17 protein-coding genes are annotated in these 24,757 nt (G+C 67.4%); 9 read left to right on the forward strand and 8 right to left on the reverse strand.

Annotated features, from left to right (window positions below; translation table 11 throughout):
- The first annotated feature begins 20 nt into the window (after positions 1–20).
- From HNR01_RS21005 to HNR01_RS21020, 4 genes are all read left to right on the forward strand, one after another.
- A complete protein-coding gene (locus tag HNR01_RS21005; RefSeq protein ID WP_183669569.1) occupies positions 21–218 on the forward strand; it encodes a hypothetical protein in 198 nt (65 codons plus the stop codon).
- A 914-nt stretch (positions 219–1,132) separates the two neighbouring features.
- Positions 1,133–2,368 carry an MFS transporter gene (locus HNR01_RS21010; protein WP_183669644.1) on the forward strand — a complete coding sequence of 412 codons (1,236 nt, stop codon included), beginning with the start codon at positions 1,133–1,135 and terminating at the stop codon, positions 2,366–2,368.
- Positions 2,369–2,561: 193 nt separating this feature from the next.
- Positions 2,562–2,786 (forward strand): hypothetical protein, encoded by a 225-nt coding sequence (locus HNR01_RS21015; RefSeq protein WP_183669571.1) that lies wholly within the window; start codon positions 2,562–2,564, stop codon positions 2,784–2,786.
- 182 nt (positions 2,787–2,968) lie between these two features.
- On the forward strand, positions 2,969–3,451 hold the full coding sequence (locus tag HNR01_RS21020; protein ID WP_183669646.1) for a low affinity iron permease family protein: 483 nt from the start codon (positions 2,969–2,971) through the stop codon (positions 3,449–3,451).
- Positions 3,452–3,775: 324 nt separating this feature from the next.
- Here HNR01_RS21020 and HNR01_RS21025 read toward each other — a convergent pair whose 3' ends face one another.
- From HNR01_RS21025 to HNR01_RS21040, 4 genes are all read right to left on the reverse strand, one after another.
- A complete protein-coding gene (locus tag HNR01_RS21025) occupies positions 3,776–4,360 on the reverse strand; it encodes a phospholipase A2 family protein (protein ID WP_183669573.1) in 585 nt (194 codons plus the stop codon).
- Positions 4,361–5,036: 676 nt separating this feature from the next.
- Positions 5,037–8,006: a formate dehydrogenase subunit alpha gene (fdhF, locus tag HNR01_RS21030; protein ID WP_183669575.1), complete on the reverse strand. Its 2,970-nt coding sequence runs from the start codon at positions 8,004–8,006 to the stop codon at positions 5,037–5,039.
- 64 nt (positions 8,007–8,070) lie between these two features.
- Positions 8,071–9,789: an NAD(P)H-dependent oxidoreductase subunit E gene (locus HNR01_RS21035; RefSeq protein WP_183669577.1), complete on the reverse strand. Its 1,719-nt coding sequence runs from the start codon at positions 9,787–9,789 to the stop codon at positions 8,071–8,073.
- Between the two features lie 60 nt (positions 9,790–9,849).
- Positions 9,850–10,161 (reverse strand): hypothetical protein, encoded by a 312-nt coding sequence (locus HNR01_RS21040; protein ID WP_017487008.1) that lies wholly within the window; start codon positions 10,159–10,161, stop codon positions 9,850–9,852.
- Between the two features lie 1,192 nt (positions 10,162–11,353).
- Here HNR01_RS21040 and HNR01_RS27670 point away from each other — a divergent pair.
- Positions 11,354–11,827: a hypothetical protein gene (locus HNR01_RS27670; protein ID WP_017487009.1), complete on the forward strand. Its 474-nt coding sequence runs from the start codon at positions 11,354–11,356 to the stop codon at positions 11,825–11,827.
- A gap of 333 nt (positions 11,828–12,160) precedes the next feature.
- On the opposite strand, the gene HNR01_RS21045 is transcribed toward HNR01_RS27670, so the two are convergent.
- Positions 12,161–12,307: a hypothetical protein gene (locus HNR01_RS21045; protein WP_183669579.1), complete on the reverse strand. Its 147-nt coding sequence runs from the start codon at positions 12,305–12,307 to the stop codon at positions 12,161–12,163.
- A 479-nt stretch (positions 12,308–12,786) separates the two neighbouring features.
- Here HNR01_RS21045 and HNR01_RS21050 point away from each other — a divergent pair, with 479 nt between their 5' ends.
- On the forward strand, positions 12,787–13,491 hold the full coding sequence (locus HNR01_RS21050; protein ID WP_026105906.1) for a sigma-70 family RNA polymerase sigma factor: 705 nt from the start codon (positions 12,787–12,789) through the stop codon (positions 13,489–13,491).
- 509 nt (positions 13,492–14,000) lie between these two features.
- On the opposite strand, the gene HNR01_RS21055 is transcribed toward HNR01_RS21050, so the two are convergent.
- Positions 14,001–14,297 carry a helix-turn-helix domain-containing protein gene (locus HNR01_RS21055; protein ID WP_017487014.1) on the reverse strand — a complete coding sequence of 99 codons (297 nt, stop codon included), beginning with the start codon at positions 14,295–14,297 and terminating at the stop codon, positions 14,001–14,003.
- Positions 14,298–14,655: 358 nt separating this feature from the next.
- Between HNR01_RS21055 and HNR01_RS21060 the strand changes: the two genes are divergently transcribed.
- The 3 genes from HNR01_RS21060 to HNR01_RS21070 all read left to right on the forward strand — a co-directional run bounded on the left by HNR01_RS21060 (position 14,656) and on the right by HNR01_RS21070 (position 21,450).
- Complete coding sequence (locus tag HNR01_RS21060) at positions 14,656–16,419, forward strand: type I secretion system permease/ATPase (RefSeq protein WP_183669581.1); 1,764 nt, start codon at positions 14,656–14,658, stop codon at positions 16,417–16,419.
- 3 nt (positions 16,420–16,422) lie between these two features.
- A complete protein-coding gene (locus HNR01_RS21065) occupies positions 16,423–17,805 on the forward strand; it encodes an HlyD family type I secretion periplasmic adaptor subunit (protein WP_183669583.1) in 1,383 nt (460 codons plus the stop codon).
- 78 nt (positions 17,806–17,883) lie between these two features.
- On the forward strand, positions 17,884–21,450 hold the full coding sequence (locus HNR01_RS21070; protein WP_183669648.1) for a hypothetical protein: 3,567 nt from the start codon (positions 17,884–17,886) through the stop codon (positions 21,448–21,450).
- 146 nt (positions 21,451–21,596) lie between these two features.
- On the opposite strand, the gene HNR01_RS21075 is transcribed toward HNR01_RS21070, so the two are convergent.
- Both HNR01_RS21075 and HNR01_RS21080 read right to left on the reverse strand, forming a co-directional pair.
- A complete protein-coding gene (locus HNR01_RS21075; RefSeq protein ID WP_183669585.1) occupies positions 21,597–23,555 on the reverse strand; it encodes a glycosyltransferase family 2 protein in 1,959 nt (652 codons plus the stop codon).
- A complete protein-coding gene (locus HNR01_RS21080) occupies positions 23,552–24,727 on the reverse strand; it encodes a prenyltransferase/squalene oxidase repeat-containing protein (protein ID WP_183669650.1) in 1,176 nt (391 codons plus the stop codon). Before HNR01_RS21080 ends, HNR01_RS21075 begins: the two co-directional genes overlap by 4 nt.
- Between the last annotated feature and the right edge of the window lie 30 nt (positions 24,728–24,757).

Raw genomic sequence — 24,757 nt, forward strand, 5'->3', positions numbered from 1 at the left:
GGTCACCACGCATGTGGACCGTGACGCGCGAGCAGATCGAATTTGACAGCCTCGTTGTCGATCAACTGACCGCCCAGGGCGTGATGGAGCCGGGCTTGCTCCGAAAGCTCCCCTCCACGGACGTTGAACCCCAGGTGTCGGAGCAGGTCTTCGATGACGCGGAGACGAGCCGGCTGTTCGAGGTCATCGACACGCTGAACAGGAGCGCGGTGGCGTAAGTGCCGAAAGGCAGTGTGGGCCCGCGATCCTGGCTAGGGCGTGCGAGACCTTGAAGCCGTCCTCTACTGCCTCCACTCCGCCAAGGATGCTCTGCGAAGCTCGTGGACGCAGAAGGCACTCCCTTGCCGTGCGAGTAGCTATTCTAGGACCTCGTTCTGTCCGGCTCCAGACATGCGAAGCAGTTCGGTCCGAATACCACCGCACGCCTCCCCGTTCGCATACGCCTCCGGAGTGCCGAGATTGGGCTCTTGGATTCTGCTCTCGAGCGGCCGCGGACGTGGCCCAATTGTGCCGTGCCGCGCTCGCGGCCGTTGGATCGCTTGCGCTCAGCGAGCTAAGTTTCTGATGTTCCAGGAGGCACTTAGTGGACTGGAGAGCTGGGTCCTCCGCCTTCGGAGGGCAACGCTCTATCCAGCTGAGCTACGGGTGCTGACCGTGGCCCGTGAGTAGCCCAACTGCGCGGCCGACGCAACGGCGCTGTGCGGGGCGGTGGGATGCCCTGATCGCTCAAGCGGAAGGCTGCGTAGCCCTCAAAGGCAAAGGTTACACGTTCGAATCGTTTCCGGTGAGCCAATCATAAACCATTATTTTTACTTACATTTTCACGAGACCCGTGAAAGCTCCATCTAGCGTTTTTGAAATGCCTGTCACGCCTTGTCACAAGCGACAGGTCACGAATCAGGGCGACTATCCGAAAGCGGGGGCGTTCCTGGCAGGTTCGGGTACGACAGGTCGGTCTTTTCACTCGGCCGAAATCGTTTTCTTCCAAGGCGCACACAGCGCCCACGGCGAGGCCAGTGTTCTCTGCAATCGGTCAGGCTGCAGGAGGCTGGCGACGCCGAGGAACGGTTTAGGTCGTACAAACGTCTCTCGTGACCTGTCCTCGCGCCACGCGGCGTACCGGTTCGAGAGCATGCTCGCCACCACTCACCTCGCCCTCATCAACGTCTTCACCGGCGACATCCAAGGAGGCCTCGGCCCGTTCCTGGGCACTTGGCTCGCGGAGTCCGGAGGCTGGTCGCCTGCGCGCGTCGGGTTCGTCACGACGCTGGTAGGGGTCGGCGCCCTGTTCCTGAGCGGGCCTGCCGGAGCCGTCGTCGACCGGATCGGGCGGCCCCGCTTGCTCATCGCGGCCGCCTGTGCTGCCATCCTCGCGGGCACGTTGCTCATCCTGCCAGCCAAATCCTTCGCGGCCGTGTTCGCCGCCCAGATGGTAGCCGCCGCCGGCGGCGTGCTGCTGTTGCCTGCCATCACCGAACTGACCCTCGGCATTGTTGGAAAGGACCGTTTTCCTAAGCAGCAGGGCCGTAACCAAGCCTACAACCACCTTGGTATCCTGATCGCGGCCGGCTTGATCAGCTTCGGAACCGCTTATTTCGGTGCTGCCGTGGCTTTTTGGGTGCTCGGGGCCATGGCCGTGCTCGCCATCGTTGCCACACTGACGACGCCGGGCCACTGCTACAACGGGCGCCGCGCCGTCGGCTGGAAGGAAGACGACCCGGACGACAAACCGGAGCGCGCCACGACCCGCAGCGTGCTCTCGAACCGCAAGCTGTTGGTGCTGGCGGTAGCGCTCGCCCTGTTCAACCTCGGCAACGGCGGGATGCTGACCCTGCTCGGCCAGAAGCTCGTCGCCGCCGGCACCGACGCAACGGCCTGGACCGCCCGCTACGTCATGGTGGCGCAATTGGTGATGATCCCGGTGGCGCTGTTCGCGGGCTCGCTCGCCGACAAGCGCGGTCGTCGCAAGCTCCTGTTGGTCGCCCTGGCGGTGTTGCCCGTGCGCGCAGCCCTGTCCGCCTTCATCGACGACCCGGTGTGGCTGATCTCGGCCGAGATCCTCGACGGAGTGGCGTCCGGCATCGTAGGCGTGGCCGTGCCGGTGGTGGTGGCCGATCTCACCTGGGGCTCAGGCCGAACCCAGACGGCGCTCGGCACTGTCAACGCGGTACAGGGCATCGGCGGCGCGCTCTCGGCTTGGTACGGCGGCCTCGCCCAGTCCGTTCTCGGCTGGAGTGGCTCGTTCCTGGCGCTCGGGGCACCTGCCCTGATCGCGCTGGCCCTCGTCGTCTGGCTCGATGCGACCTCTGAACCCGGCCGCCGAACCCGGCGGCGCGAACGCCTGGCCGCCAGCCTGAAGCCCGCCTGACGCCGAGCACCGGATGGCGCTTGCGCCCGGAAGCTTCTTGGGCCCCGGATCTTATTGGGCCCGGCCTCCAAGCCATGCGTCGAATGCATTGCATTCGACGAGAACGGTTTTCGTGCTTCGACCGTTGCAGTCTCCTCCCATCGCCTGTCCCTCAGGCCGCCCGGCAAGCGGCCGCTGCGAAAGGAGGAGGACCATGGCGTCCCTTCTGGACCACGAACCCGGCGAATGCCGGACGCCGGCGTTCCGCCGTGGCTTCGTGCACGGGGCGCAGGTGCTGTTCGACGTGGCGGGCGGCCTTCCTTCGGAGGAACAGGCGCTCCTGCTGCGAGATGAGCTGAACCGGTGGGTGCGGAGCTGGACCGCCGGACCCGGCGAGGCCGAGGCGCCGCCACCTGCCACCGCGCTGCTGCCCCCATGACAGCGCCTCGCCAGGAACAGGGCGACCTCGCGACCGACGCAGGCCGGCACGCATCCGCGGCAGCGGGCCGAGCCGAGCTTGACCGGGCGCTCGAACGGCGAAGTCCTGCGGAGCGCTCGGCCTTCTGGAACGCGGTGGACCGCCTCTACACTTTCGTCGAGACCCATTCTCAGGGTGAGACCATGACGCCGCCGACAGCAGGAGAGCCCACACATTCCAAGGCGTCGGCGTCGCGCGCCTTCACCACCTTCGCGGGCAAGGTGGCCAAGTGGGCCGGCCATCCCCTCGCCTTTGCTTTGGGGAGCGCTACCGTCGTCGGCTGGGCCGTCAGCGGGCCGTTCTTCGGTTACTCGGAGACCTGGCAGCTCGTCATCAACACGGGCACCACCATCGTGACCTTCCTGATGGTGTTCCTGATCCAGAACTCGCAGAACCGGGACGGGGCGGCCATCCAAGCCAAGCTCGACGAGCTCATCCGGGCGAGCGCGGCCCAGAACCGCTACATCGGCATCGAGAACCTCACCGAGGAGGAACTCGACGAGTTGCGACGGCGCTGCGAAACTCGGGCTCAGGCCGAGCGCCTGGACAACGCTCGCGAAGCGGCCGACGAAGCCGAGGCCAGAGCACGGGACCGGGCGAAGGCGGCGGCGGAGCGGGTCGGCTAGCCGAACGCGGTCCCGCCGGTGTGGAAGCGCCTGGAGGTGAGCTCGAGACCATGAAGGACATCGACTCGGCTGCGCTGGCAGGAACGGTCTATGTCTCGGCGGTCCGCGCCATGAGGGGCAGTTCGCCCCCCGGTCAGGGTTCGGAAGGCCAGTATCCGGCAACTCTCGCCACGTCGGCGACATCGCTGGCCGCTGTCGGCCGGGTTGCCGGCCTGCCTGCAGATCCCTGCTGAGGCCCGGAAAACCTCTTCGAAAACCTTTTGGCGGGCGCGGCAGGCGTGTCTGTGGGGATACGCATCAGCAGCGCTCGCCACTGTACCGCCGTCACGGCGCGCGGCACTCCATCGCTGTTGCCGCCTCGAAGACGCTGAGCGCCCTGCGTCGAACTTCGAGGGACGCGCTCGTGCTATCCGAAAGGGCGGATGTCTCGCGCTTCAGGGCGGCGTCGCAGGCGCAAGAGCTGTAACCGGCCGCATCGTAGCAGACGTCGTGGCGCATGCACGCGGCGTCGAGGTCGTCGGTTGGCGGCAGCCCCTCGCCGCGCTGACCCTTGCCGCAGTAGTTCCCATGAAACAGTTCCTTACCGGCGACGACCCGGCCGAGGTCGCCTTTCGGCGGTGCCGGCGCCTCGGCTTGGCCGCTCGGGTTCAGATCGTTGGCCGGTCCGCCAGCCTTGGAGCCAGAGGCGCGCAAGGCCTTCGGGATACCCGAGCGCTCACCGGGTTCGTTCAGGGCCTCCCCAGCTCGGCCATTCGGGTCCGAAATGTCCGGTAGTGGCGGGGGCGGCCCTTGCCGAGGTTCGTCTCCCTCGACGGATTCGCCAGGCACTTCCTGGACGCCTTGCGCCACGGAAGCGTGCGGGCAGGCCACGAGCAGCAGCGCAAGCAGTGCGAGGAAAGGTGGTCTCAAGGATGGCCCCCGGATTGGCGCCCCCTTAACTCAAAGTTCGACTTTTCCGTTCCGGGACTGTCGCACCACGGACAGGAAGAATCGCCGGCCATGGGTCGGCACCGTATCCCCCGCAGGAAGTGAAACGGCAGGAAGACGCGCTTCAGGACGGCCATGCGAGAAGAGAAGAACCAGTAGCAGGGCCGAGAGGACCCAAGGCGGCGACTAGGCCATGCTCCGACGATACTCGGATCCGAATGCCCCCATCGACGGAAGAGCTTTCAATCAAAATGGAAGACGGCGACTGGCCGGTGGATTGCCGAGCATCAGGATCGCGCCAGGAGCGGACGTCTATTCGATGCCGGGTCGCGGACATCCGGTGCTAAAGGATCGACGGACCCCTGTCGACCGAAAGCAGTCAGCCGGCTTGTGAGCGCCGAGCGACCGGCCCCACGCTAAGGCAGATACTCAGATTCGGACGGCCGACGGCCCGGTATGGACCGATGGGGATCTGCTTCAGAGCGGTTCGATCGAACAGAAGCGACGACGCACGCGCGCTTTGCGCGCGTGCGTCCGACAGCCGCCCCTCTTCGCTCAGCTGTTCTCGATACGCACTGCGGCACCTTTGATCGTTGAGGCACGTCGCGCGTGACGTCCGTGGCGGTGCGCCCCAACGCACCGCCCGTTCAGCGTTCGATCACTCGGCCGCCATCGGTGCGGCCTCCACGGGCACAACGCGAGCCGCGCAGAACTTGAACTCGGGGATCTTACCGAGTGGGTCGAGGGCCGGGTTGGTGAGGAGGTTGGCCGCGGCCTCGGCGTAGCAGAACGGCATGAAGATCATGCCCGCCGGCACGTCGCGGTCGGAGCGCACCTTCAACTCGACGGCGCCGCGCCGCGTCTCCAGCCGCATCGAGCCGCCGGGGCGCAGGCCGAGGCGATAGAGCTCCTTCGGCGCCATGAAGGCCACCGCCTCGGGCTCCAGCGCGTCGAGCACGCCCGCGCGACGGGTCATCGAGCCGGTGTGCCAGTGCTCCAGCACGCGGCCGGTGGAGAGCACCATCGGGAACTCGGCGTCCGGAACCTCGTCCGGCGGCACGATCGCCGCGGGGACGATCTTGGCGCGGCCGCTCTCGGTCGGGAAGCCGGCGTAGAAGATGATCTCGTTGCCGGGCTGGTCCGGGGCATCGACGGGGTAGGTCACCGCCCCCTCGCGCTCCAGGCGCTCCCAGGTGATGTTGTTCAAGGACGGCATCACCTGGGCCATCTCGGCGAAGATGTCCGCCGGGCCGCCGTAGTTCCAGTCGAGGTCCAGCCGCCTGGCCAGTTCCTGGATGATCCACCAATCCTGGCGCGCGTCGCCGGGGGGCGCGACCACCGGCTGGGCGATCTGCACGCGCCGGTCGGTGTTGGTGAAGCTGCCGGCCTTCTCGGCAAACGCCGAGGCGGGCAACACCACGTCGGCGTGGAAAGCGGTCTCGGTCAGGAACAGGTCTTGCACCACGAGATGGTCGAGCATCGCGAGCGCATGGCGGGCATGGTTGAGATCGGGGTCCGACATCGCCGGGTTCTCGCCCTCAACGAACATGCCCTTGATCTCGCCCGCGTGGATCGCGCGCATGATCTCGACGACGGTGAGGCCCTTCTGCGGATCGAGGGACTGGCCCCAGAACTCCTCGAACAGCTCGCGCACCGCGTCCTTCTCCACCGACTGATAGTCTGGATAGACCATCGGGATCAGCCCGGCGTCGGAGGCGCCTTGGACGTTGTTCTGGCCGCGCAAGGGGTGCAGCCCGGTGCCCGGACGGCCGATCTGGCCGGTGATCAGGGCGAGCGCGATCAGACAGCGTGAGTTGTCGGTGCCGTGGACATGCTGGCTGACGCCCATGCCCCAGAAGATGATCGAGGACTTGGCCCGAGCGTAGAGGCGCGCGACCTCACGCAGGGTCTCGGCGTCGATACCGCAGACCGGTGCCATCTTCTCCGGGGTGAAGTCGACGATCTTTTCCTTCAGCGCCTCGAAGTTCTCGGTGTAACCGGCGATGTACTGCTCGTCGTAAAGCTTTTCCTCGACGATGACGTTCAGCATCGCGTTGAGCATCGCCACGTCGGTTCCGTTGCGGAACGCGAGGTGCCGGTAGGCGTGGCGCGATAGCGACTGGCGCCGCGGGTCCATGATGATGAGCTTGGCGCCGCGCTGCTTGACCGCGTTCTTGAGGAAGGTCGCGGCGACCGGGTGATTCACGGTCGGGTTGGCGCCGATCACGACGATCACCTCGGCATCGAGCGCCGCCGAGAAGGGGGCGGTGACGGCGCCGGAGTTCAGGCCCTCCATCAGGGCTGCGACCGACGAGGCGTGGCACAGCCGGGTGCAGTGATCGACGTTGTTGGTGCCGAAGCCGAGGCGCACGAGCTTCTGGAAGAGGTAGGCCTCCTCGTTCGAGCCCTTCGCCGAGCCGAAGCCCGCGAGCGCCTTGCGCCCGTTCGTATCGCGGATCCGCTTGAGGCCGCCCGCGGCGCGGTCGAGCGCTTCCTCCCAGGTCGCCTCGCGGAAATGGGTCCAGGGGTTGGCCGGATCGACCTGATCATTGGCGTCCTTAGGGACGTTCTCCAGGCGGATCAGCGGCACCGTCAGCCGATGGGGATGGTGGACGTAGTCGAAGCCGAAGCGGCCCTTCACGCACAGCCGGTTGTGGTTGGCCGGGCCGTTGACGCCCTCGGCGTAGACGATCTTCTCGTCCTTGACCTTGTAGGAGACCTGACAGCCGACACCGCAATAGGGGCAGAGCGACTTGACCTCACGGTCGGGATAGACCGTCCGGGTCTGGTTCTCGTCGAGATAGGCCGAAGGCATCAGCGCGCCAGTCGGGCAGGCCTGAACGCACTCGCCGCAGGCGACGCAGGTCGAGGCCCCCATCGGATCGTCGAAATCGAACACGACCTTGGCGTCCGCCGCGCGGTAGGCCATGCCGATCACGTCGTTGACCTGCACTTCGCGGCAGGCGCGGACGCAGAGATTGCACTGGATGCAGGCGTCGAGGTTGACGCTCATGGCCGGGTGGCTGACGTCGCGGGTCCAGCGCTCCGCCGCCGGGAAGCGGCTCTCGGACACGTCGAGATAGTCGGCCTGGACCCAGAAATGCGAGGATGGGTCGTGCGAGGTCGCGCGTTCGGGCTGATCGGCCACGAGCAGTTCGAGGACCATGGCACGGGCTTTGGTGGCGCGCTCGGTCGCGGTCTTCACCTTCATGCCGATGGCGGGCGTGCGCTTGCACGAGGCGGCGAGCACGCGCTCGCCCTCGATCTCGACCATGCAAGCGCGGCAATTCCCGTCCGGGCGGTAGCCGGGCTCCGGCTTGTGGCAGAGATGCGGGATATGCGTGCCGAGGCGCTTGGAGACCGCCCAAATCGTCTCGCCGGGCTGAGCCTCGACCTGTCGGCCATCGAGCTCGAACGTGATCGTAGCGGGCGCGACCGGGCCGTCCTTGAGGCCGAAGGTGCCCGAGGGCTCGGGCGCGGCCTGGCCGCCGGACTTGGCGCCCTGCGAGTAGGCGCCGCCGGAGGCGGCTTGCGCACCGTTCGTCGGGCCGCCGGCATCCTGCCGGCCGTTGGCGCGGATCTCGGGCCGGTCGGTCTTGTCGCCGCGCGGTTCGGGGCCGTTGCTCATGCGTCCGCTCCAGGCTCTGGCTTCGTCGGGGGCGTCAGTATCGGGATAGGCGTCGGGTCAGGCATCACTCGGCCGCCACGGCCCGCGGCTCCGGGAACAGGTCGGGGAAGTACTTGATCACGGAGCTGACGGGGTTCGAGGCCGCCTGTCCGAGACCGCAGATCGAGGCGTCGCGCATGCACTGCGCCAACTCACCGAGAAGCTCGGTGTCCCACACGCCGTTCTCCATCAGCATGCGGGCCTTCTGGGTGCCTGAGCGGCAGGGGGTGCATTGGCCGCAGGATTCGTCCTCGAAGAACCGCATCAGGTTCAACGCGGCGCCGCGCACATCGTCCTGGTCGGACAGGACCACGACCGCCGCCGAGCCGATGAAGCAGCCGTATTTCTCAAGCGTGCCGAAATCGAGCGGGATGTCGTTCATGGAAGCCGGCAGGATGCCGCCCGAGGCGCCGCCCGGCAGGTAGGCCGCGAAGGTGTGGCCCTCGGACATGCCGCCGCAATACTCGTCGATCAGCTCCTGGATGGTCAGGCCGGCGGGCGCGAGCTTGACGCCGGGCTCCTTCACCCGGCCCGAGACCGAGTAGGAGCGCAGGCCGACGCGGCCATTGCGACCGTGACCCTTCCACCACTCGGCGCCGCGCTCGACCAGGTCGCGCACCCAGAACAGGGTCTCGATGTTGTTGATCAGGGTCGGGCGGTTGAACAGGCCGACCTGGAACGGGAACGGCGGCTTGTGCCGCGGCAGGCCGCGCTTGCCCTCCAGCGATTCGATCAGCGACGATTCCTCGCCGCAGATATAGGCACCCGCGCCCCGGCGCAGGTGGATGCGCGTGCCGCCCTCGGGCAGCTTGGCGATCTCTCGGGTCAGGATCTCGCGTGAGATCGGGTACTCATCGCGCAGGTAGATGTAGACGTCCGTTGCCTCGACCACATGGGCGCCGATCAGCATGCCCTCAAGGAAGCGATGCGGATCGGTGTTGAGGTAGAGTTGGTCCTTGAAGGTGCCGGGCTCGCCCTCGTCGCCGTTAACCGCCATCAGCCGCGGGCCGGGCTCGCCGCGCACGGAGCGCCACTTGCGGCCGGTGGGAAAGCCGGCGCCGCCGAGGCCCCGCAGGCCGCCGTCGTCAAGCACCTTCAGGACGTCCTCGACCGCGAGTTCACCGCTGCGCAGCCGCTCCAGCACGGCGTAGCCGCCGCCGGCCCGGTAGGCGTCGTAATCGACGTAATCCGGGATGTGGGCGTGCGTGTCCTCGGCCTCGACCGCAGCGCGAACGGAGGCCAGATCGGCCTTGTGCAGGAAGTTGTGACCGACCTCGACCGCCGGTGCGTGGTCGCATAGGCCGACGCAGGGCGCACGCACGACGCGCACCGCGTCGGAGGCGAGTTCGCGCTGCAGCGTCTCGACCAACTCGTCGGCGCCGAACATCGCGCAGGTGATGCTGTCGCAGACCCGCACGGTCAGGCGCGGGATATCGGCCTCGCCCTCCTTCACCACGTCGAAATGCGCGTAGAAGGTCGCGGTCTCAAACACCTCGGCGAAGGCGAGGCTCATCTCGTCGGCGAGCGCGGCGAGATGGTCGGCGCTGATCTGGCCGTAGGTGTCCTGGATCAGGTGCAGGTGCTCGATCAGCAGGTCGCGCTGGCGCGAGCGGGCGCCGAGCAACTCCTCGATCTCGACCTTGGCCTGCGGATCGACCTGACGGCCCTTCGGCACCGCGCGGGCGACGTTGCGGCCACGGCCCGGATGCGCGAAGCGCCGAACAGTCCCCGTATCCTCACTCATGGCGTGACCTGTTTTCAGCGTGATGGGGCGAAGGGGCGTGATGGTGCGGGGGGACAGGGCCTACTGGCCACCGAACGCGCGCAACGGCTGCCCGGCTTCCGACCGGTGCCGGGTCGTGACCGCAGCCGAGGTTTCGTCGAGCGACGCGATCCGGGGCCCGGCAACGGCACCCAGTTCCACCTCAAACGCATCGAGCGCGGCGTTCATGCGCTCCACCCGGTCGGCCTCCGAGAGAGGCCCCGTCCCGACATCGAGAGCGGCCCGCAGAGCCTCACGAACCTGAGCGACCAACTCGTCCGTGAGCGGCGGCTTGGTTTCCGCGGCGTAGGCGGCCGCGGCAGCATGTGCCAGTCGGTCGGCATCCATGGTCATGCCTAACCGAAAACCGGGAAGAGGAAGCTACGCACTTTGAACCCGATCATGCCACCACTCGACACCCCTGCGTTATAATGCAGGTCATATGTCGAACTGACATTATAGCAAATTGCGTGTACGGCATACCCCGCCAGCGTCTCGAGCATCCCCAGCCAGGCGCGCGGTATGTTCTGCCCGGCGCACCGGGCTACGGCCAAGAGGAAAATCTTGTCTTTTCCCACCGCAATATTAGGAAAATCAGTGTATACAAAATGGTTTCTGAACATTTCCGATAGACAAATTACTTGTGTTTCGCAAAACTACTAGATCCAGAAAGATTTCTCTGACCATGGCTTATCTAATTTATGAATCGCCTCTAAAATCGAAAATATCCGATGTACGAAACCTTAGTATTTCTGCATATTTTTTAAATGATTAAAATCTTATCATTAAATCATCTAGTCACTACGAGGCGAGTATTAATATTTTATTCGGCCGATAAGTGATGAATCGAATACACGTATTGCAACAAACATATCTAGCGAATCGTGTTCAGGCGCAACATCACGCACCTCGAATGAATCGAACGGTCATATATTTCATTGGAAAATTTCGAGCACAGCCAATTCGCTTCGCAATCTTTCTGACGATCCGCAGCATTACGTTCGTTTTCTTGTTTCCAGGCGTTGTCCGCTCGACAATCTCAGAACCCATTCGATGTGCAGTTTTCCGAGGTCCGGAACAGGTCCGGGCTGTGTGAAAACAAGCTGATTCGATAGCGTGAACACCGCTCCGGGAAGGTCCGGGTGAAGCGCTTCATCGCAGGCGAAGATCGGCAGCAGATCACTCTCCTTCCCAACGGCCTCACTACCTCGGCATCGCAATCGATAACGCGCGGATCCTTTCGAAACAGAGCCACCGCTGAACTGGGCACCGCAATCGAATGGGTCGCGGTGGGCCAGTACGATTGTCGCCTCCCAGGGATCCGAATGAGCCGCTGCGGACCCTTCGTCTGCCTATGCGGATGTTCGCTCGGAAGGCGAAACTGACCTGATCGCGGCGGCCACGGCATCGGCGGGTTTCGGCAGGTTCAGGCACATTGCCGATCTGCATCCGTCGAACTCGACGCTTGGCGTCGTCCCGCGGGGAACACGGGCCGACACGGTCGCTTTGCCATCTGTTCGGGTTTGTCGGCCGATGGGTGGTGAGCATGCGGGAATATGGTCCCTCATTTGGCATCGGGTTCGTCGCAGGGATGCGCAGCATGTCCGCCTGCGCCGCGCTGAGTTGGGCCGCCTCGCAGGGCCGGACGCGTGACAATTTCATACCGGCCGGGGCGGGTGCTCGGGCTCTCGTCACAACGGCCGCGGCGGCCGAGATGGCCGGAGACAAGATGCCATTCGCGCCGGACCGCCGCATCCTGCCATCCCTCGCGTTCCGTCTCGTCGTCGGCGCTGTCGGAGGCTGGGCCCTGGCTGGGCGACGCGCCGTGCCCGAGTACGGTGCCCTGGCCGGTGTTGCGGGAGCAGTTGCCGGCACGCTCGTTGGGCGGAGCGCGAGGGGCGGAGATTCCCGCACGGCAAGCGGCCGCTCACGGGGACTTGCCGAGGACGCGGTTGCCGCAAGCCTCGCCGTCCTGGTGGTCATGGCCGCGGAGCCAAAGCGGCGCTCTCCGTTCTCTTAGCGCCACCAGCGCTTGGACCAGTCCCGGAACCCAAAGACCTGCGCGCGTCGCCCGATCGTGGCCTCGGGTACAACGGGTCTGATGCCAGCGGCTGCTGAGGGCACCAGCTGAAGCGTTGAAGTCGTCATAGCCGCAGCCGAGTGATGAAGACCCGCGCTTGCCGCGCTCCCTAAAGAGCGCCCCCTCCCTGCGGCACTCCCTTCACCGGTCGACCTCGCCGGCATCGGCCGTGCCCGGCGCAAGCGTGGTCGCGATCACCAGAGGTGCGCTCCACGCCTTCATGGCCATCGGGCATCGCCCTTCGGATGAAAACGGGGCCGCGGCATTATCACCTCAGTCGACGGCGATGATGACGCGGCGCGGGGCGGAGCTGACGATGCAGAGGCCGCCGGCGGACCAGAAGTAGCCGTCGCCCGTCAGGCGCGCGTTGTCGGGCACGATGGTCGAGGGCAGCGGCCGGAAGTCGAAGCCGGCCGGCACCGCCGAGCCGATGGTCCCGCGCTATGAGGACAGTCGTCAGATTGCTTCGCAGGAGACCGGCACGCGTCTCCGCAGGGACATTTGGCCGTTACCTCGGCGGACGCAGCCAACTCGGCGTGTGGGGATCAGACGCAGGCTCGGCGCAGGCGAGGGCCGCGCCGCAGAGCGACAGCATGGCACGCAGATCCTCCACGCAGGCATCCGCCTCCGCGAGCGTGAGCAGCCCGCCGCGCCGGTACGCGGTACCGGACGCTGCCAGGGCGACAACCGCAAACCGACCATCCGGGCAGTCGACGATTCTGTATGTCACCGGACGCGTCATCTCCTCGCCAGCGCAATTGTTCAGGACGCTCCCAAACGCAGCCGCGAAATGGATCGATCCTCCGAGGCTGTGAGTTAGATGTTCACTGTACGGCGAGGCGAGCCGGCTCAGGCACGCCTCTGCCGATCGCGCTGACAAAGGACGTGGGTTGGTCGACATGTTGATTGCAGGCGGACTCGGTCCGGTTTGCTCGGACCAGAACAGGGAGGCAGGCGCTGCCAAACTGCCCTTCGCCGTGCAGAAGCATCTCGGAGCGCAGTTGCAGACGACCTATTTCGAGATCGTCGCCTCGGACTCACCGCAGCACCTGCTCGATCTCACCCGGGCCCTGGAGAGAACGCTCGCGGTTTTGGCCAAGGAGCACAACACGGCATTTCGCGAGGGACTCACGGCGGCGCTCCCCGCCCTGCACGTCTTCGCCCAGTCACTTGCGGGAAGTCCGGCACGAGCCGACGACCTCGTGCAGGAGACGGTGCTGAAAGCGTGGGCCAATCAGGATCGATTCGTTCCGGGCACGAATCTGAAGGCGTGGCTGTTCACCATCCTCCGCAATCACTTCTACACCGAGAAACGCAAGCACAGGCGTGAGGTGGAGGACGTGGACGGCGTCATGGCGGGCCGTCTGGTTGCCTTGGCGGCGCAGGAACACGGTTCCGACCTTCAGCTCGTCATGTCTCACATCCAGCAACTGCCTGCCCCCCAGCGGGACGCGCTGCTTCTCGTCGGTGCGCGGGGCCTGACTTACGAAGCGGCCGCGGAAGTGATGGGTTGTCAGACCGGCACGGTGAAGAGCCGAGTGAGCCGTGCCCGCTCCTTCTTGATCGAGCGGCTGGGCACACCGTCTGCCAAGATGCCGGCTTGAGCCTCCCTTTAAATCGAGATGAGTTGTTTCAACCACGGCAGGGAAGCAGCTCTGCCGCAAGCATCGGATGAGTTCGTCCGTAATCCGAGGCAAGACCAGGCTTCTTGCAGATCGATGCCGGCCGAGCATCGTGATTGGGCGGCTTGATACAGTGAAGTTCATAGCTTGAACTGCATGAAGCGGCGACGCATGACAGGGACGGTCTTTCCGCCCTCAGCCCTCGCTCCTTATTCGTGCTCATGCCTCGCCGCGCCTCGTATCGGATCATCGAACGTCCTGATGGACGGTTCGACATCGCCGTGACGTTGGCCGGGGGCGGCACGCATTTCCGAGAGGGCTTGGCAAGTGCGGCGGAGGTGGAAACCGATCTGGCCCTGCTCCGCGACTTGATGACGGCCTGCGGCGCCGTCCTTGTTGAGGCTGAGGCGCTCAGCCACCCTGCGGAATAGGAGCCGAGAGCCGTCTTCCTGCGCCGCTCATGGCGGAATACAAGCCCCTAAGCGCGCCCGTCAGTCTCCAAACAGGATCTCGAAGGTCAGCGGATCGTAGAAGCGCATCAGGCTTTTCACGAAATCCTTCGCATCGATCCCGAGGGCCTCGGCCCAGACCCGGTATCGGTCCGGGGGGACACGACCGCGCCCGGTCTCCAGTTGCGAGATGAAGGTATAGTATTCCGCGCCGACCTGCGCGGCCAGCTGCCTCTGCGAGAGACCGCGCTTCTCTCGAAGCTCCTTCAGGAATCGGCCACCTTCGCGGCGCAGTTCCTGCACCTCCTCGGAGCCGACGCGTTGCTGGTGGACATACAAATGAAAGGCTCCCGCCAGCGCTCGAACGCGTCAGCGCCGAATGGTACAGTAATTCCTATATGTCGCTCCCTAAGCCGACGTCCAGTTTGCGACGCGCTGAATTTCGACACCGACGGCGGCGCGGCTTGGAATACAGTAAGCCCGCGCTAAGATTCATGGGTCGGCCCGCGATGACGCGGGTCGGGGAAGCGGACGCTATGCAGCGGCACGGGTCACATTTTTCCGAGGGGGTGTCCCGGGCCGCTGTCTCGGTTCTCCCGAAGCCGATCCGGGGATGGGTGGGATGTGACCGGAGCCCGAAGGCGGCCTGCCTGGACGCACAATCCGCGTCAGGCATCCCGGCGCACCGGGAGGTGCCATGAGCCCCCCCGTGGCCGAGTCCGTCTTGAAGGAGGGGCTGCGCTCGATCCGCCCCGTTCTGGTGACGGTGTTCGTCTTCGCCTTCTTCACCAACCTCCTTCTGTTCGCCGGCCCGCTCTACATGCTGCAGGTCTACGACCGCGTCCTTCTGAGCCGGAACGAAGCGACCCTGTTCGGGATCACGGCGATCGCGGCCTTCGCGCTCGCCGTCTATGCCGCCCTCGAGATGCTGCGTTCGCGCCTGCTGGTGCGGGGCGGGGTGATCTTCGATCAGAAGGTCGCCGGACCGGTCTTCGAGATCGTGCACAGGGCTGCGCTCCTCAAGCCGCGGGCGGGGCATGACGCAGCCCTGCGCGACGTCGATGTCCTGCGCGAGTTCCTCACGGGCGGCGCGATTCTGGCGTTTTGCGATCTGCCCTGGGCCTCTCTGTTCCTGATCGCCTGCTTCATCCTCCATCCGTGGTTCGGCTGGATGGCGCTGCTCGGGGGCGGCACGTTGCTGGGGCTGACGCTCCTTGCCGATCTCACGACCCGGCGGCCCCTCGACGTGGCGAGCCAAGCCGCGAGAGAGGCGGGCGAGCAGGCCCGCGCGACCGTCCGAGGGGGCGAGGTCCTGCGGGCCATGGGCATGCTCGGCGCCCTGCGGTCCCGCTGGCGTCGGCGTCACGACGAGGCGATCCTGCTTCAGGCCCGGGCGAGCGACCGCGCCGGCCTCATCGGCGCGGCGACGAAGTTCACGCGCATGTTTCTGCAGACGATGGTCCTCGGTGTCGGCGCCTATCTCGCCATCCACGGCGAGATCTCGGCCGGCTCGATGATCGCGGCCTCGATCATCATGGGCCGAACGCTGGCGCCCATCGAGGCGGTCGTGGGACATTGGAAGAGCTTCACGGCGGCCCGGAGCAGCCATGCCCGGCTGAAGGATATCGTGGCGCGCATCGGGCTCGAGCCGGAGCGCGTGATGCTGCCGCGCCCGCGCGGTCAGATCGAGACCGAGAACTTGGTCGTGGCGGCTCCGGGCTCGTCGCGGACCATCCTCCACGACGTCAGCGTGCGGCTGGAGCCCGGCAGCGTCGCCGGGATCATCGGTCCCAGTGCGGCCGGAAAATCGACTCTGGTCCGTGCGATCACGGGCGTCTGGCCTGTCGTCTCCGGCGCCGTGCGCATCGATGGAGCCGACCTCCGGCACTGGGATCCTCAGGCGCTCGGGCGGCATCTCGGCTACCTGCCGCAGGATGTCGAATTGTTCGACGGCACCGTGGCGCAGAACATCGCGCGCTTCGACGTCCAGGACGACGCCGCGGTCGTCTCGGTCGCGCAACGTGCGGGCTGCCACGACCTGATCCAGGCTCTACCCGACGGCTACAACACCCGGATCGGGCCGGGCGGGCACGGCCTCTCCGGCGGCCAGCGTCAGCGCATCGCCCTGGCGCGCGCGATGTACGGGGATCCGAGCCTGGTCGTCCTCGACGAGCCGAATGCCAGCCTCGACCAGGCCGGCGAGGCCGCACTGATGCGGGCGGTGGCCGACCTTCGAGAGCGCGGGACGACGGTCGTCATCGTCACGCACAAGGTGAGCCTGCTGGCAGGCGCCGACCTGATCCTGATGCTCGACGGCGGAACGCTTCGTGCCTCGGGCCCAGCGGACCAGATCCTCGCCCAGATCTCCGGTCCCCGCCCGGTTCCGGCGCTGGTCGCGACCGGCGGCCGGGCAATCCCCGAGACCGAGAGGGTGCCCGACGTCCAACGCAGCGCGGGCTGAGCCATGAGCACCCCTTCTGCCCCGATTCCCATCAAGTCGCCCGCCGCCCCCTCGCCATCACGGGCTCGGGGCGGCGCGGGCAGCAAGGACGGCGCCGTCCCTCCGATCGCGTGGCAGCACTACGCGATCGCCGGCTACGCCCTCATCCTGGCAACCTTCGGTGTCGCCGGTCTCTGGGCGGCCACCGTGCGCCTGGATCGTGCCGTCATCAGCACCGGCGTCATCGTCGCGGAGAGCAGCCGCAAGATCGTCCAGCACTTCGAGGGCGGTATGGTCCAGGCGGTGCTGGTGCGGGATGGACAGACAGTCCGCGCGGGTGACGTCCTCCTGCGCATCGATCCTGTCCAGTCCCAGGCGAGCGCGGACCTGTTCCGAAATCAGCTCGACGCCGCTCTCGTCCTGGAGGCGCGACTGCGGGCGGAGCAGGCACAGTCCGACGGCCTGCACTTACCCGCCGAGATCGCCGCGCGGCGCGACGAACCCGCCCTCGCTCGCATGATCGGCGACCAGACCGGCCAGTTGGTGGAACGGAGGACGACGCTCAAGGGTCAGCTTGCCCTCATCGAAGCCAAGGTCGCCCAGCTGAGGACGGAGATTTCCGGCCTTGCCGTCGAGAAATCCTCGGTCGAACAGCAGGTCGGCTTCATCCGGCAGGAGCTGGAGGGCCTGCGCAGCCTGCATGAGCGGAATCTGATCCCCCTGTCGCGCCTTCTCGTGATGGAGCGCGAGCGCACGCGGCTGGAGGGCGTGATCGGGCGCTCGGTGGCCGAGAGGGCGAAGGCCGAGAACGCCATCAGCGAGGCTGGGCTGCAGATCACCCAATTGAAGCAGAAGCTTCAGGAGGCGGTCACGGGCCAGCTTCTCGAAACGCGGCAGAGGATCGGCGAGCTTCGCGAAAAGCTCGTCGTCGCGCAGGACGTGTTCCGGCGCCACGAGATCCGCGCCTCCCACGACGGCGTCATTCAGGCGCTCAAGGTCGTGGCGATCGGGCAGGTCGTCCGCTCGGGCGAGCCGCTGATGGAGATCGTCCCGACGGCGGACCGGCTCGTGGTCAACGTGCAATTCTCGCCCAACGACCTCGACGCCGTTCATGCCGGCATGCGGGCGGAGATCAAGTTTCCGACCTTCCAGGCGCGCCGGACGCCCGCGGTCTTCGGAACGCTCACGGTGGTATCGCGGGACCGTCTTGTGGACGAGGGCACGAAGAAGGCCTACTTCGCCGGCACCGTAGAGATCGACGAACACCAGCTCCCGGCCGACGTCAGACAGCGTCTTCTCGCGGGCCTGCCGGCCGAGGTGGTGGTCTCGGCCGGGGAGCGCACGGCCCTGGAATATCTGTTCGCCCCCTTCTTCGATGCGATGGGACGCGCTTTCCATGAACGCTAGCGCCACGCCCGGTCGCGCCGTCACGGAAGGCGACACCGTCCGCCAAGGGACGCAACGAGCCGACACGGTGAAATGACGATGAGCACGGTCATTCCGCTCTTCCGTCCGGCATCGGCGCGACAAGGCAACTGGTCGCAGCAGGAGCTGGCCGAATTCTACCGCGTCGAGGCGGCCCTCCTCCGGGCCGGGTTCAGCATCGCGAGCGAGCACGGTCTCAGCGACGAGGGGGAGCCGTGGTTCGTCTTCTGCCGGCCGGACGGCGATGCGCTCATCCACTTCGCCAAGATCGACGGCAGCTATCTCATCGCCTCGGAGGCTCTGGACCGACCCGTGCGCGGAACGGATTTCCGTACGCTGATCGACCAGATCGCCCGCTTGCACCCGCACCTGCTCCCGATCCCGGCGACCGGGACGACCCTCGTGGTTCATCCGGCCGCGCTGCTCGCGGCTCTGGTGGCCGCGGTCGCCCTGAGCCTGTCGTCCGAGGATGCCCATGCGGGGCCGCTCGTGCCGGGCGGCGAAGGCGTATCCTCGCCACCTACCTCCCAGGGGAGCGAGCCGGCGCAGGGCCTGCCGCAATCGAAGGTCGGCAGCGGGTCCGGCGATCGGAACACCGATCGCAATCAGCTGGAAGCCATCATCCTCTCGGCGATGATCTTCGCAGCCGAGGCGATGGCGGTCGATCACCGCGCCGTGAGCGCAGAGCTGAATCTCGACTTCGCGGATGGAGTGCGCAACGCCTCGGGCCCAACGCCGCAGGGTGACGCGGCCCAGGCGTCGAACGTCGCGCTCGGTTCTGGGAGCGGGAGCGTCTCGGTTCAGCCGGCCGTTCTGACGGCGCAGGGAAGCGGCGCGAATCCCGACGCTCGTCCTCAGCCCGCATCCGACGCGATCTCGGCGGCGAGCCGGGCCGATCCGGCTCCACCGGCGCGGGCCGAATTCACGGGCGACGCACCGAAGTCCCCTGCCTCCCAGAACCATCCGCTGGCGCCGGGATTCGGCAGCGATATCGCGCTGACCGGCACATCGGCCGAGGCGTCCGCCGCCAAGTCCAGCGGTCAACAGGCGTCGACGCTGGGACCCAGCGAGAGTGCAGCGCCCGCATCGGATGGGCTCGGACCGGAGGCGAGCGATCAGCGTGCCGGTTCTGCATCGACTTCGATTGTCGAGCCTGCTTCCTACTCCCGTCCTGCCGCATCGTCCGACGCCGGAAGCGGACCTGCCCGGCCGGCCTGGGCCAAAGACATGCCTCAGACCGTGACGAGCCGGGTGCCGCCCCCCGAAGCGTCGCGCGACGCCGACGATCGGGGGCACGGCCGACCTGCGGAGACTGCACTGGGGAACGGTGCTGAGGTCGATCCGACGGGTCCTGGCAACGGTCGCGGCGAGGGCGTGGGCCGGGATCGAGGATCTCCGGCCAAGGCTGCCGCCGAAACCCATGCGCCAGGGGAGCAGGCCGCCTCCGGTCACAGCCAATCCGGCGGTGTCGGTCAAGGCCGCGGCGCTCCGGCCGAGATCGCGACCGGGAACACGCCGCAATCTGAATCCGCCCGCCACGGTCAAGGATCCGTCGACAGCACCGGTCAGGATCGCGGCTCGTCAGCGATGGCGGCCGCCGGACACGGCCCGAGCGCCGAGCCGGCTGGCCGCGGTCAGGGTCAAGCCGGCGACCGAGGTCAGGATCGTGGTGCGCCGGCTGCGGCCTCTCATGAAATGCGGGTCGAGCAAACGAGCCCCGCCAACGACCCCGTGAACACCGACGGTCCGGACCGAGCCTCATCGCCTGAGGGAGCGAGCGGGAACGCCCCGCAGACCGCAGCGGCCGGCGGTGGCAATGGCCACGCCAGCGGCGTTGCTCGGGAAGTAGCCGCACCGGCTCAGGCCGAAGCGTCGAACAGCTCACCGGTCGAGCCGAGCAGCCGTGGTGGCGGCCACACCGGTGGCGGCGCCCAGGAACGGTCCCCACTGGCCGAGGCTGCGGCGGGAGGCAACCCGCAGACAGTGCAGACCGGCCCGGATGAAGGCCATGCCGGCGTCCCTGGTCAGGGAAGCACACCGGCCGAGTCCGTGGTCAACGATCGTCCCGAGGCCCAAAAGGTCGGTCGCGCAGGTGGCCAGGAGAATGCCAGCGATCAAGGTTCGCGGCGGCCGACGGAGGCGGCATCTGGAAACGATCCGCAAGTCGAGTCGACAGGCAGCAGCAACGGCCAGGGTCATGGCAGCAGCTTGCAGGCCGAGGCTGCCGCGCACCGGGAGCCGGGTTCAAGCGCGTCTTCTGACGGCCACGGGCGGCCCCCAAGCGATGCCAACGAGCGGGGATCGACCGCCCAGACCGAGGCCGCATTCCCTGGGACGGAGCAGCAAGCCGATCGCGGCAATGGCCGCAGCTCCGCCTCTGCCGAGCGTAGCGACCAGGAAGCGCCCGAAGCGCATGGCCGCGGCGCGACCGACACCGCCTCGAGTCACGGCAAGCCTGAAACGCCCGGCGGGGCGCAGTCAGACGCGGCACCGACCACGAAGGACCATGCGCTGCTTGACTCCGATTCCGCCGCCCACGGATCGAACAAGCTCAGCGCGACCGAACGGTCAGGCGGCGTGCGCGAACCGACCGATGGAGCGGCTCCCGAGCACGCCGCCGCAGCCGATCACGCGTCCGCAACGGCCGATGGATCCGCTCAGCCTCCGACATCGTCGCCCTCCGAGCAGGCGCGGGACCATTCGATCGGGCATGGCTCCGATCACGCCTCGAACGCGACCGTCTCGGAACAGACGAACGGGGACATGTCCGACGCGAAGGAGCACGGATCGACGCCGAGCGACGTCGCCGTGACGGCGCCATCGAACGTCCATGCCGGCGGCACCGGGCCTCACCCGCGGCTTGCACAGGACGAGTCGGCGCCGCACGGGCACAGTGCCGATGCGGAGCTCGCAACTCCCGCGCCGGCTGCCCGTGACCCAGTTTTCCAGGATCGGGGAAGCGATCGGGCGGACGCGCAGAGCCCCCTCGGACATGGGGCTTCACCGGCATCGGACGCGCAGGTTGCGTCGCCGAAGAGTGAGCACGCCCAAGCCGATCCCGAGGCGGCGCATGACGACGCGGGCCCCGTCGTCGTTCGCGCGATCCCGGCAGCGGATCCGCAGGCGACGGCTCATGGCGTGGACGAGAATAGCCTTTCCGACCCGACCGGTGGCCCGAACCTGATGTCGCCGTCCGCGCCGGTTTCGCCCGGCGAGACCGCATCGGCCCATGCCGATCGGGAGCAGGTGAAGGGCGGCCCTTCGGTCGGCGGCCGTGCCGACCGGGAGGCGCCCGGACTTGCGGCCGATCCGGTCAAGGCCAAACCGCCGACCGAGCCGCCTGTACAGGTTGAAGCGGGTCTAGCGGACGGGCCTTCACCAACCGGCCAGTCCGGCTCCGTCGCGTCCCATGGGACGTCCGGCCAAGCGAAGCCCGGCCTGCCGGGCCCCCCGCCCGCGGCGATCGACGCGGATGGCAATCTCGTGTTCCATTCGGATGCCCATCAGGATCCGGCGCCGTCTGCCCTTCCGGTCGGGCCGGATGAGGCGACGACCCATCATGCGGTCGGCCTGATCGGGGTCTCGGATCAGGCGCATCCAGCGCACGACATCTATCACCACACCTAGGGCCGCAGCCGGCCTGATCGCTTCAGACCGGCGCCTCCAGCCGCTTGGCTTGATGCGGGTTCCTGCGGACGCACCGGCCGCCACTCCTTCACTCCTTCGGAGTGCGTTCGGGAATGTCCGCCGGTGCGCTTCGCTCGCGGCCCCGCTCAACCGAGGCCGAGGCTTCGACGGAGCAGGCCGCCGACAGCCGGTGCGAACCGGGCGGCACGGGCGATGGTGTCGCGCGGCGTCGCGTAAAGGGCCACGACCAGAGCCCGGTACTGCTCCGGCGACGGATCGAGCGAAAGGCCGGCGGGATCCGAGACGGCGTCGATCGCGCCGATCCCTGGAAGGTGCAGGACGAGCGGCACACCCGGTGTGGAGACCGGCTCGCACGGGCCGGCAAGCGTTGCCCGGCCGGGCGAGAGGGTCGCGATGCGGCAGGCGCGGGTGGTCCCCCCGGCTTCGATCCGGGCATCGGCGTCGTAGCGGAACGCGAGGTCGACGCGCGGGTGCTCGAAGCAGACGAGGAAGCAGATGAAGGTCAGCACCATCGCCACCCCGGCCCAGACGAGATTGAAGTAGTCGATATCCGAGATCTCGGCCGGCGCGGTCGGGGCGATGAAAGCCCAGACGATACTGAAGGCGGAGAGCAGGGAGAGGCCGCCGAACGCGGCGGCCATGCGCCAGCGGACCCGCATCTTGGAACGATCACCGCCCTTCTCGGTGACCTTGAACGGACGGCCGAAGGGCCGGACGGACGCCTGGATGAGGGTCATGGTGACGGCGAGGGCACTGATCGCGTGGGTCACTTCCATGAAGATCGGCAGGGTGCGCGAGCGCGAGACCCAGCCGCTATAGGCCCACAGCGCGAAGAGCGGCGGCGCGCCGTAGCGCAGGAAGGACAGCACGTCGGCCTCGAAGGCCGGGAGCCCGGCGATCCAGTACACCGCCGGGGCCAGTAGCATCAGCACGATGTAGGGCTTGCAGGCCCAGTTCAGCACGCCGTGCAGGAAGTGGATCCGCTGGATCAGGGTGTAGCCCGGCCCGCGCAGCGGCCCGTCGGCGAGCAGCGCGATCTGGATCGTCCCGAGGCACCAGCGGGTCCGCTGCGTGATGTATTCCGGAAGGCCCTCGGCCGAGAGGCCCATGCTCAGCCGCTCGTTCAGCCAATGAGTCTCGTAGCCGCGGCGCGACATGCCGAGCGACAGGTTGAGATCCTCGCAGATCGCCGCGTCGGGGAAGCCGCCGATCTCGCCGAGCCGGTCGCGGCGCACGATGAACGAGGTGCCGACGCAGAAGGCGGCGTTCCAGGCGTCCTTCGCCGGCTGGAACACGTCGAAGAAGATGCGCTGGTCGTCGACCCAGCTCTCGGCGGCGGCGAGATTGTGCTGAATCGGATCGGCGTTGAAGAAGAATTGCGGCGATTGCACCACGGCCGCCTTCGGGTCGTCGAACAGGCCGACCATGCGCTTGAGGATGTCAGGCTGCGGCGCGAAATCCGCATCGAGCACGAGGATCAGCGGCGCGTTGGTCCGCTCGGCGGTATGCTGCAAGGCGTTGTTGAGGTTGCCGGCCTTCGCCCCCTTGTTGTCCGGGCGCGTGATGTAGCGGGCGCCGACCTTCTCGCAATAGTCCCGCAACCACTCCCGGCGGGTGTCGTCGCAGACCCAGACGGTCTTGGGCCCGTAATCGATCGCGAGCGATGGCAGGATCGACTTCTCCACGACCTCGCGCGGCTCGTTGTAGGTGCAGATGAAGATGTCGACGGCCGGCCACTCGCCGCTCGCCTCGCGGCGCGCCTGGGCCGCATCGGCCTCCGCGGAGCGGTCCTTGAAACGCAGCAGGATGACCACCGACAGCAGGGTGTAGACCACCGCCACCATCTCGGCGGCGAAGAACAGGTAGGACCAGATGGCACCGGCTTCGGGGGTCAGCGGCGGCAGCGTGTCGTTCCAGCGCCAGCGGGCGTATGTGGCGATGAGGGCGGCCGTCAGCGCTCCGAACAGCAGGCGATCGAAGGCCCGCTCGGGCCGCAGCAGGCCGGCGAGCGCGAAGAGGCCGAGGGCGATGCCGAAGGCGAGCGCGAGCACGGAGGCCGCGTCGCCGGGGGAAGGAAACATCATCGGACGCGGCCTCCTGTGAACGGATTGTGGCGCAGCGCTGCCAGCGCGGCCCACGCCGTCGCGCCGAGATGCGGACGGCGGAAGTAGAAGAAGTCGTCCTCGGTGCTGGCAGGCCCGATCCTCAGACCGGTGGTCAGCCGGGCCTCGCGGCTGGCGTAGAGCCAGCCCGAGGGCGCGCGCTGACCCGCAAGGGTCTTGAGAAGAGGGTCCGCCGCAGACTCGTCCCCCACGGAGCGGTACGTCAGGGCCGCTTGTGCAGTCCCCTCGACCCAGAGGCCGTCGCGGTCCTCGTTAAAATCGAACCCGCCGGGCACGCCCAACCGCGAGGTCGCGCAAGCGAGGGCGCGCCGCCAAGCCTCCGGCGGGTCGGTGACCGCGAGCAGCGGCCAGAGCTGCGTGTCGAGCGCGACGGACTCGACACCGCGCATCCGGCCCTCGGCATCGGTTCCCATCCGGAAGCAGCCGGCGCGTCCGTCGAAGGCGGCGTCGAGGAACGTCCGCGCCGAGGCCGCCATGGCCCGGTCGTCGGGTTGGCCGAGCCGCGTGCCGAGAGCGACGATGTCGAGGTTGTGCTCGGTGGAGACCCAGTTCAGCGGCGATTGATCCGGATCGTAGCCGTCGAGCCCTCCGGTGAAACCGGGCGCGTCGTGGCGGGCCGTCCGCGCGCGGATCCAGGCCGCGAGACGGGTGGCTCCTTCCCCGAAGCGCGGGTCCTGCGTCGCGTCGCGCAGATTGAGCAGCGCCAAGCCGACCCAGGCGACGTTGCCGGTCGCCGTGCCGTCCTGATAGCGGTCCTCGGACCAGCGCTTGTTCGCGGCGTCCCACCAGCCCGGGAGGAGGACGGGACGCTCGCGCACCGGGCCGGCGCGATAGGCGTTGCGGATTCGACCATCCTCGAAGGTGCGGTCGCTCTCGATCGCCACGAGGAATGCCTCGCCGATCTGACGGGCGTGCCGCAGGTCGCCGCAGGCCGAGAGTGCCGAGGCAGCCAGGGCGTTGTCGTACGAGAAGGCGGTGGTCCGAAGCGGTAGTGGGACCTCCCGCTCGTCCGGCCCCGGCTCGTAACTCGCGAGGAAGGCAGGTTCCCCGTCCGGCGCCGTCCTCTCGACGGCGCCGGACAGGGCGCGGCACAGCTCCCGACCGAGATCATCGGCCCTGACAGGCGCCGACAATGCCAAGGTGAGAGCGAGCGCGGCGGCGGC

Source organism: Methylorubrum rhodesianum (assembly GCF_014199985.1).
GTDB lineage: Bacteria > Pseudomonadota > Alphaproteobacteria > Rhizobiales > Beijerinckiaceae > Methylobacterium > Methylobacterium rhodesianum.

Bases quoted from the DNA above. Each gene is read 5' to 3' on its own strand.
- HNR01_RS21035 (WP_183669577.1), bottom strand. From the start codon at position 9,789: ATGAGTGAGGATACGGGGACTGTTCGGCGCTTCGCGCATCCGGGCCGT.
- fdhF (WP_183669575.1), bottom strand. From the start codon at position 8,006: ATGAGCAACGGCCCCGAACCGCGCGGCGACAAGACCGACCGGCCCGAG.
- HNR01_RS21050 (WP_026105906.1), top strand. From the start codon at position 12,787: ATGTTGATTGCAGGCGGACTCGGTCCGGTTTGCTCGGACCAGAACAGG.
- HNR01_RS21065 (WP_183669583.1), top strand. From the start codon at position 16,423: ATGAGCACCCCTTCTGCCCCGATTCCCATCAAGTCGCCCGCCGCCCCC.
- HNR01_RS21070 (WP_183669648.1), top strand. From the start codon at position 17,884: ATGAGCACGGTCATTCCGCTCTTCCGTCCGGCATCGGCGCGACAAGGC.
- HNR01_RS21010 (WP_183669644.1), top strand. From the start codon at position 1,133: ATGCTCGCCACCACTCACCTCGCCCTCATCAACGTCTTCACCGGCGAC.
- HNR01_RS27670 (WP_017487009.1), top strand. From the start codon at position 11,354: ATGCGGGAATATGGTCCCTCATTTGGCATCGGGTTCGTCGCAGGGATG.
- HNR01_RS21060 (WP_183669581.1), top strand. From the start codon at position 14,656: ATGAGCCCCCCCGTGGCCGAGTCCGTCTTGAAGGAGGGGCTGCGCTCG.
- HNR01_RS21040 (WP_017487008.1), bottom strand. From the start codon at position 10,161: ATGACCATGGATGCCGACCGACTGGCACATGCTGCCGCGGCCGCCTAC.
- HNR01_RS21015 (WP_183669571.1), top strand. From the start codon at position 2,562: ATGGCGTCCCTTCTGGACCACGAACCCGGCGAATGCCGGACGCCGGCG.
- HNR01_RS21020 (WP_183669646.1), top strand. From the start codon at position 2,969: ATGACGCCGCCGACAGCAGGAGAGCCCACACATTCCAAGGCGTCGGCG.
- HNR01_RS21075 (WP_183669585.1), bottom strand. From the start codon at position 23,555: ATGATGTTTCCTTCCCCCGGCGACGCGGCCTCCGTGCTCGCGCTCGCC.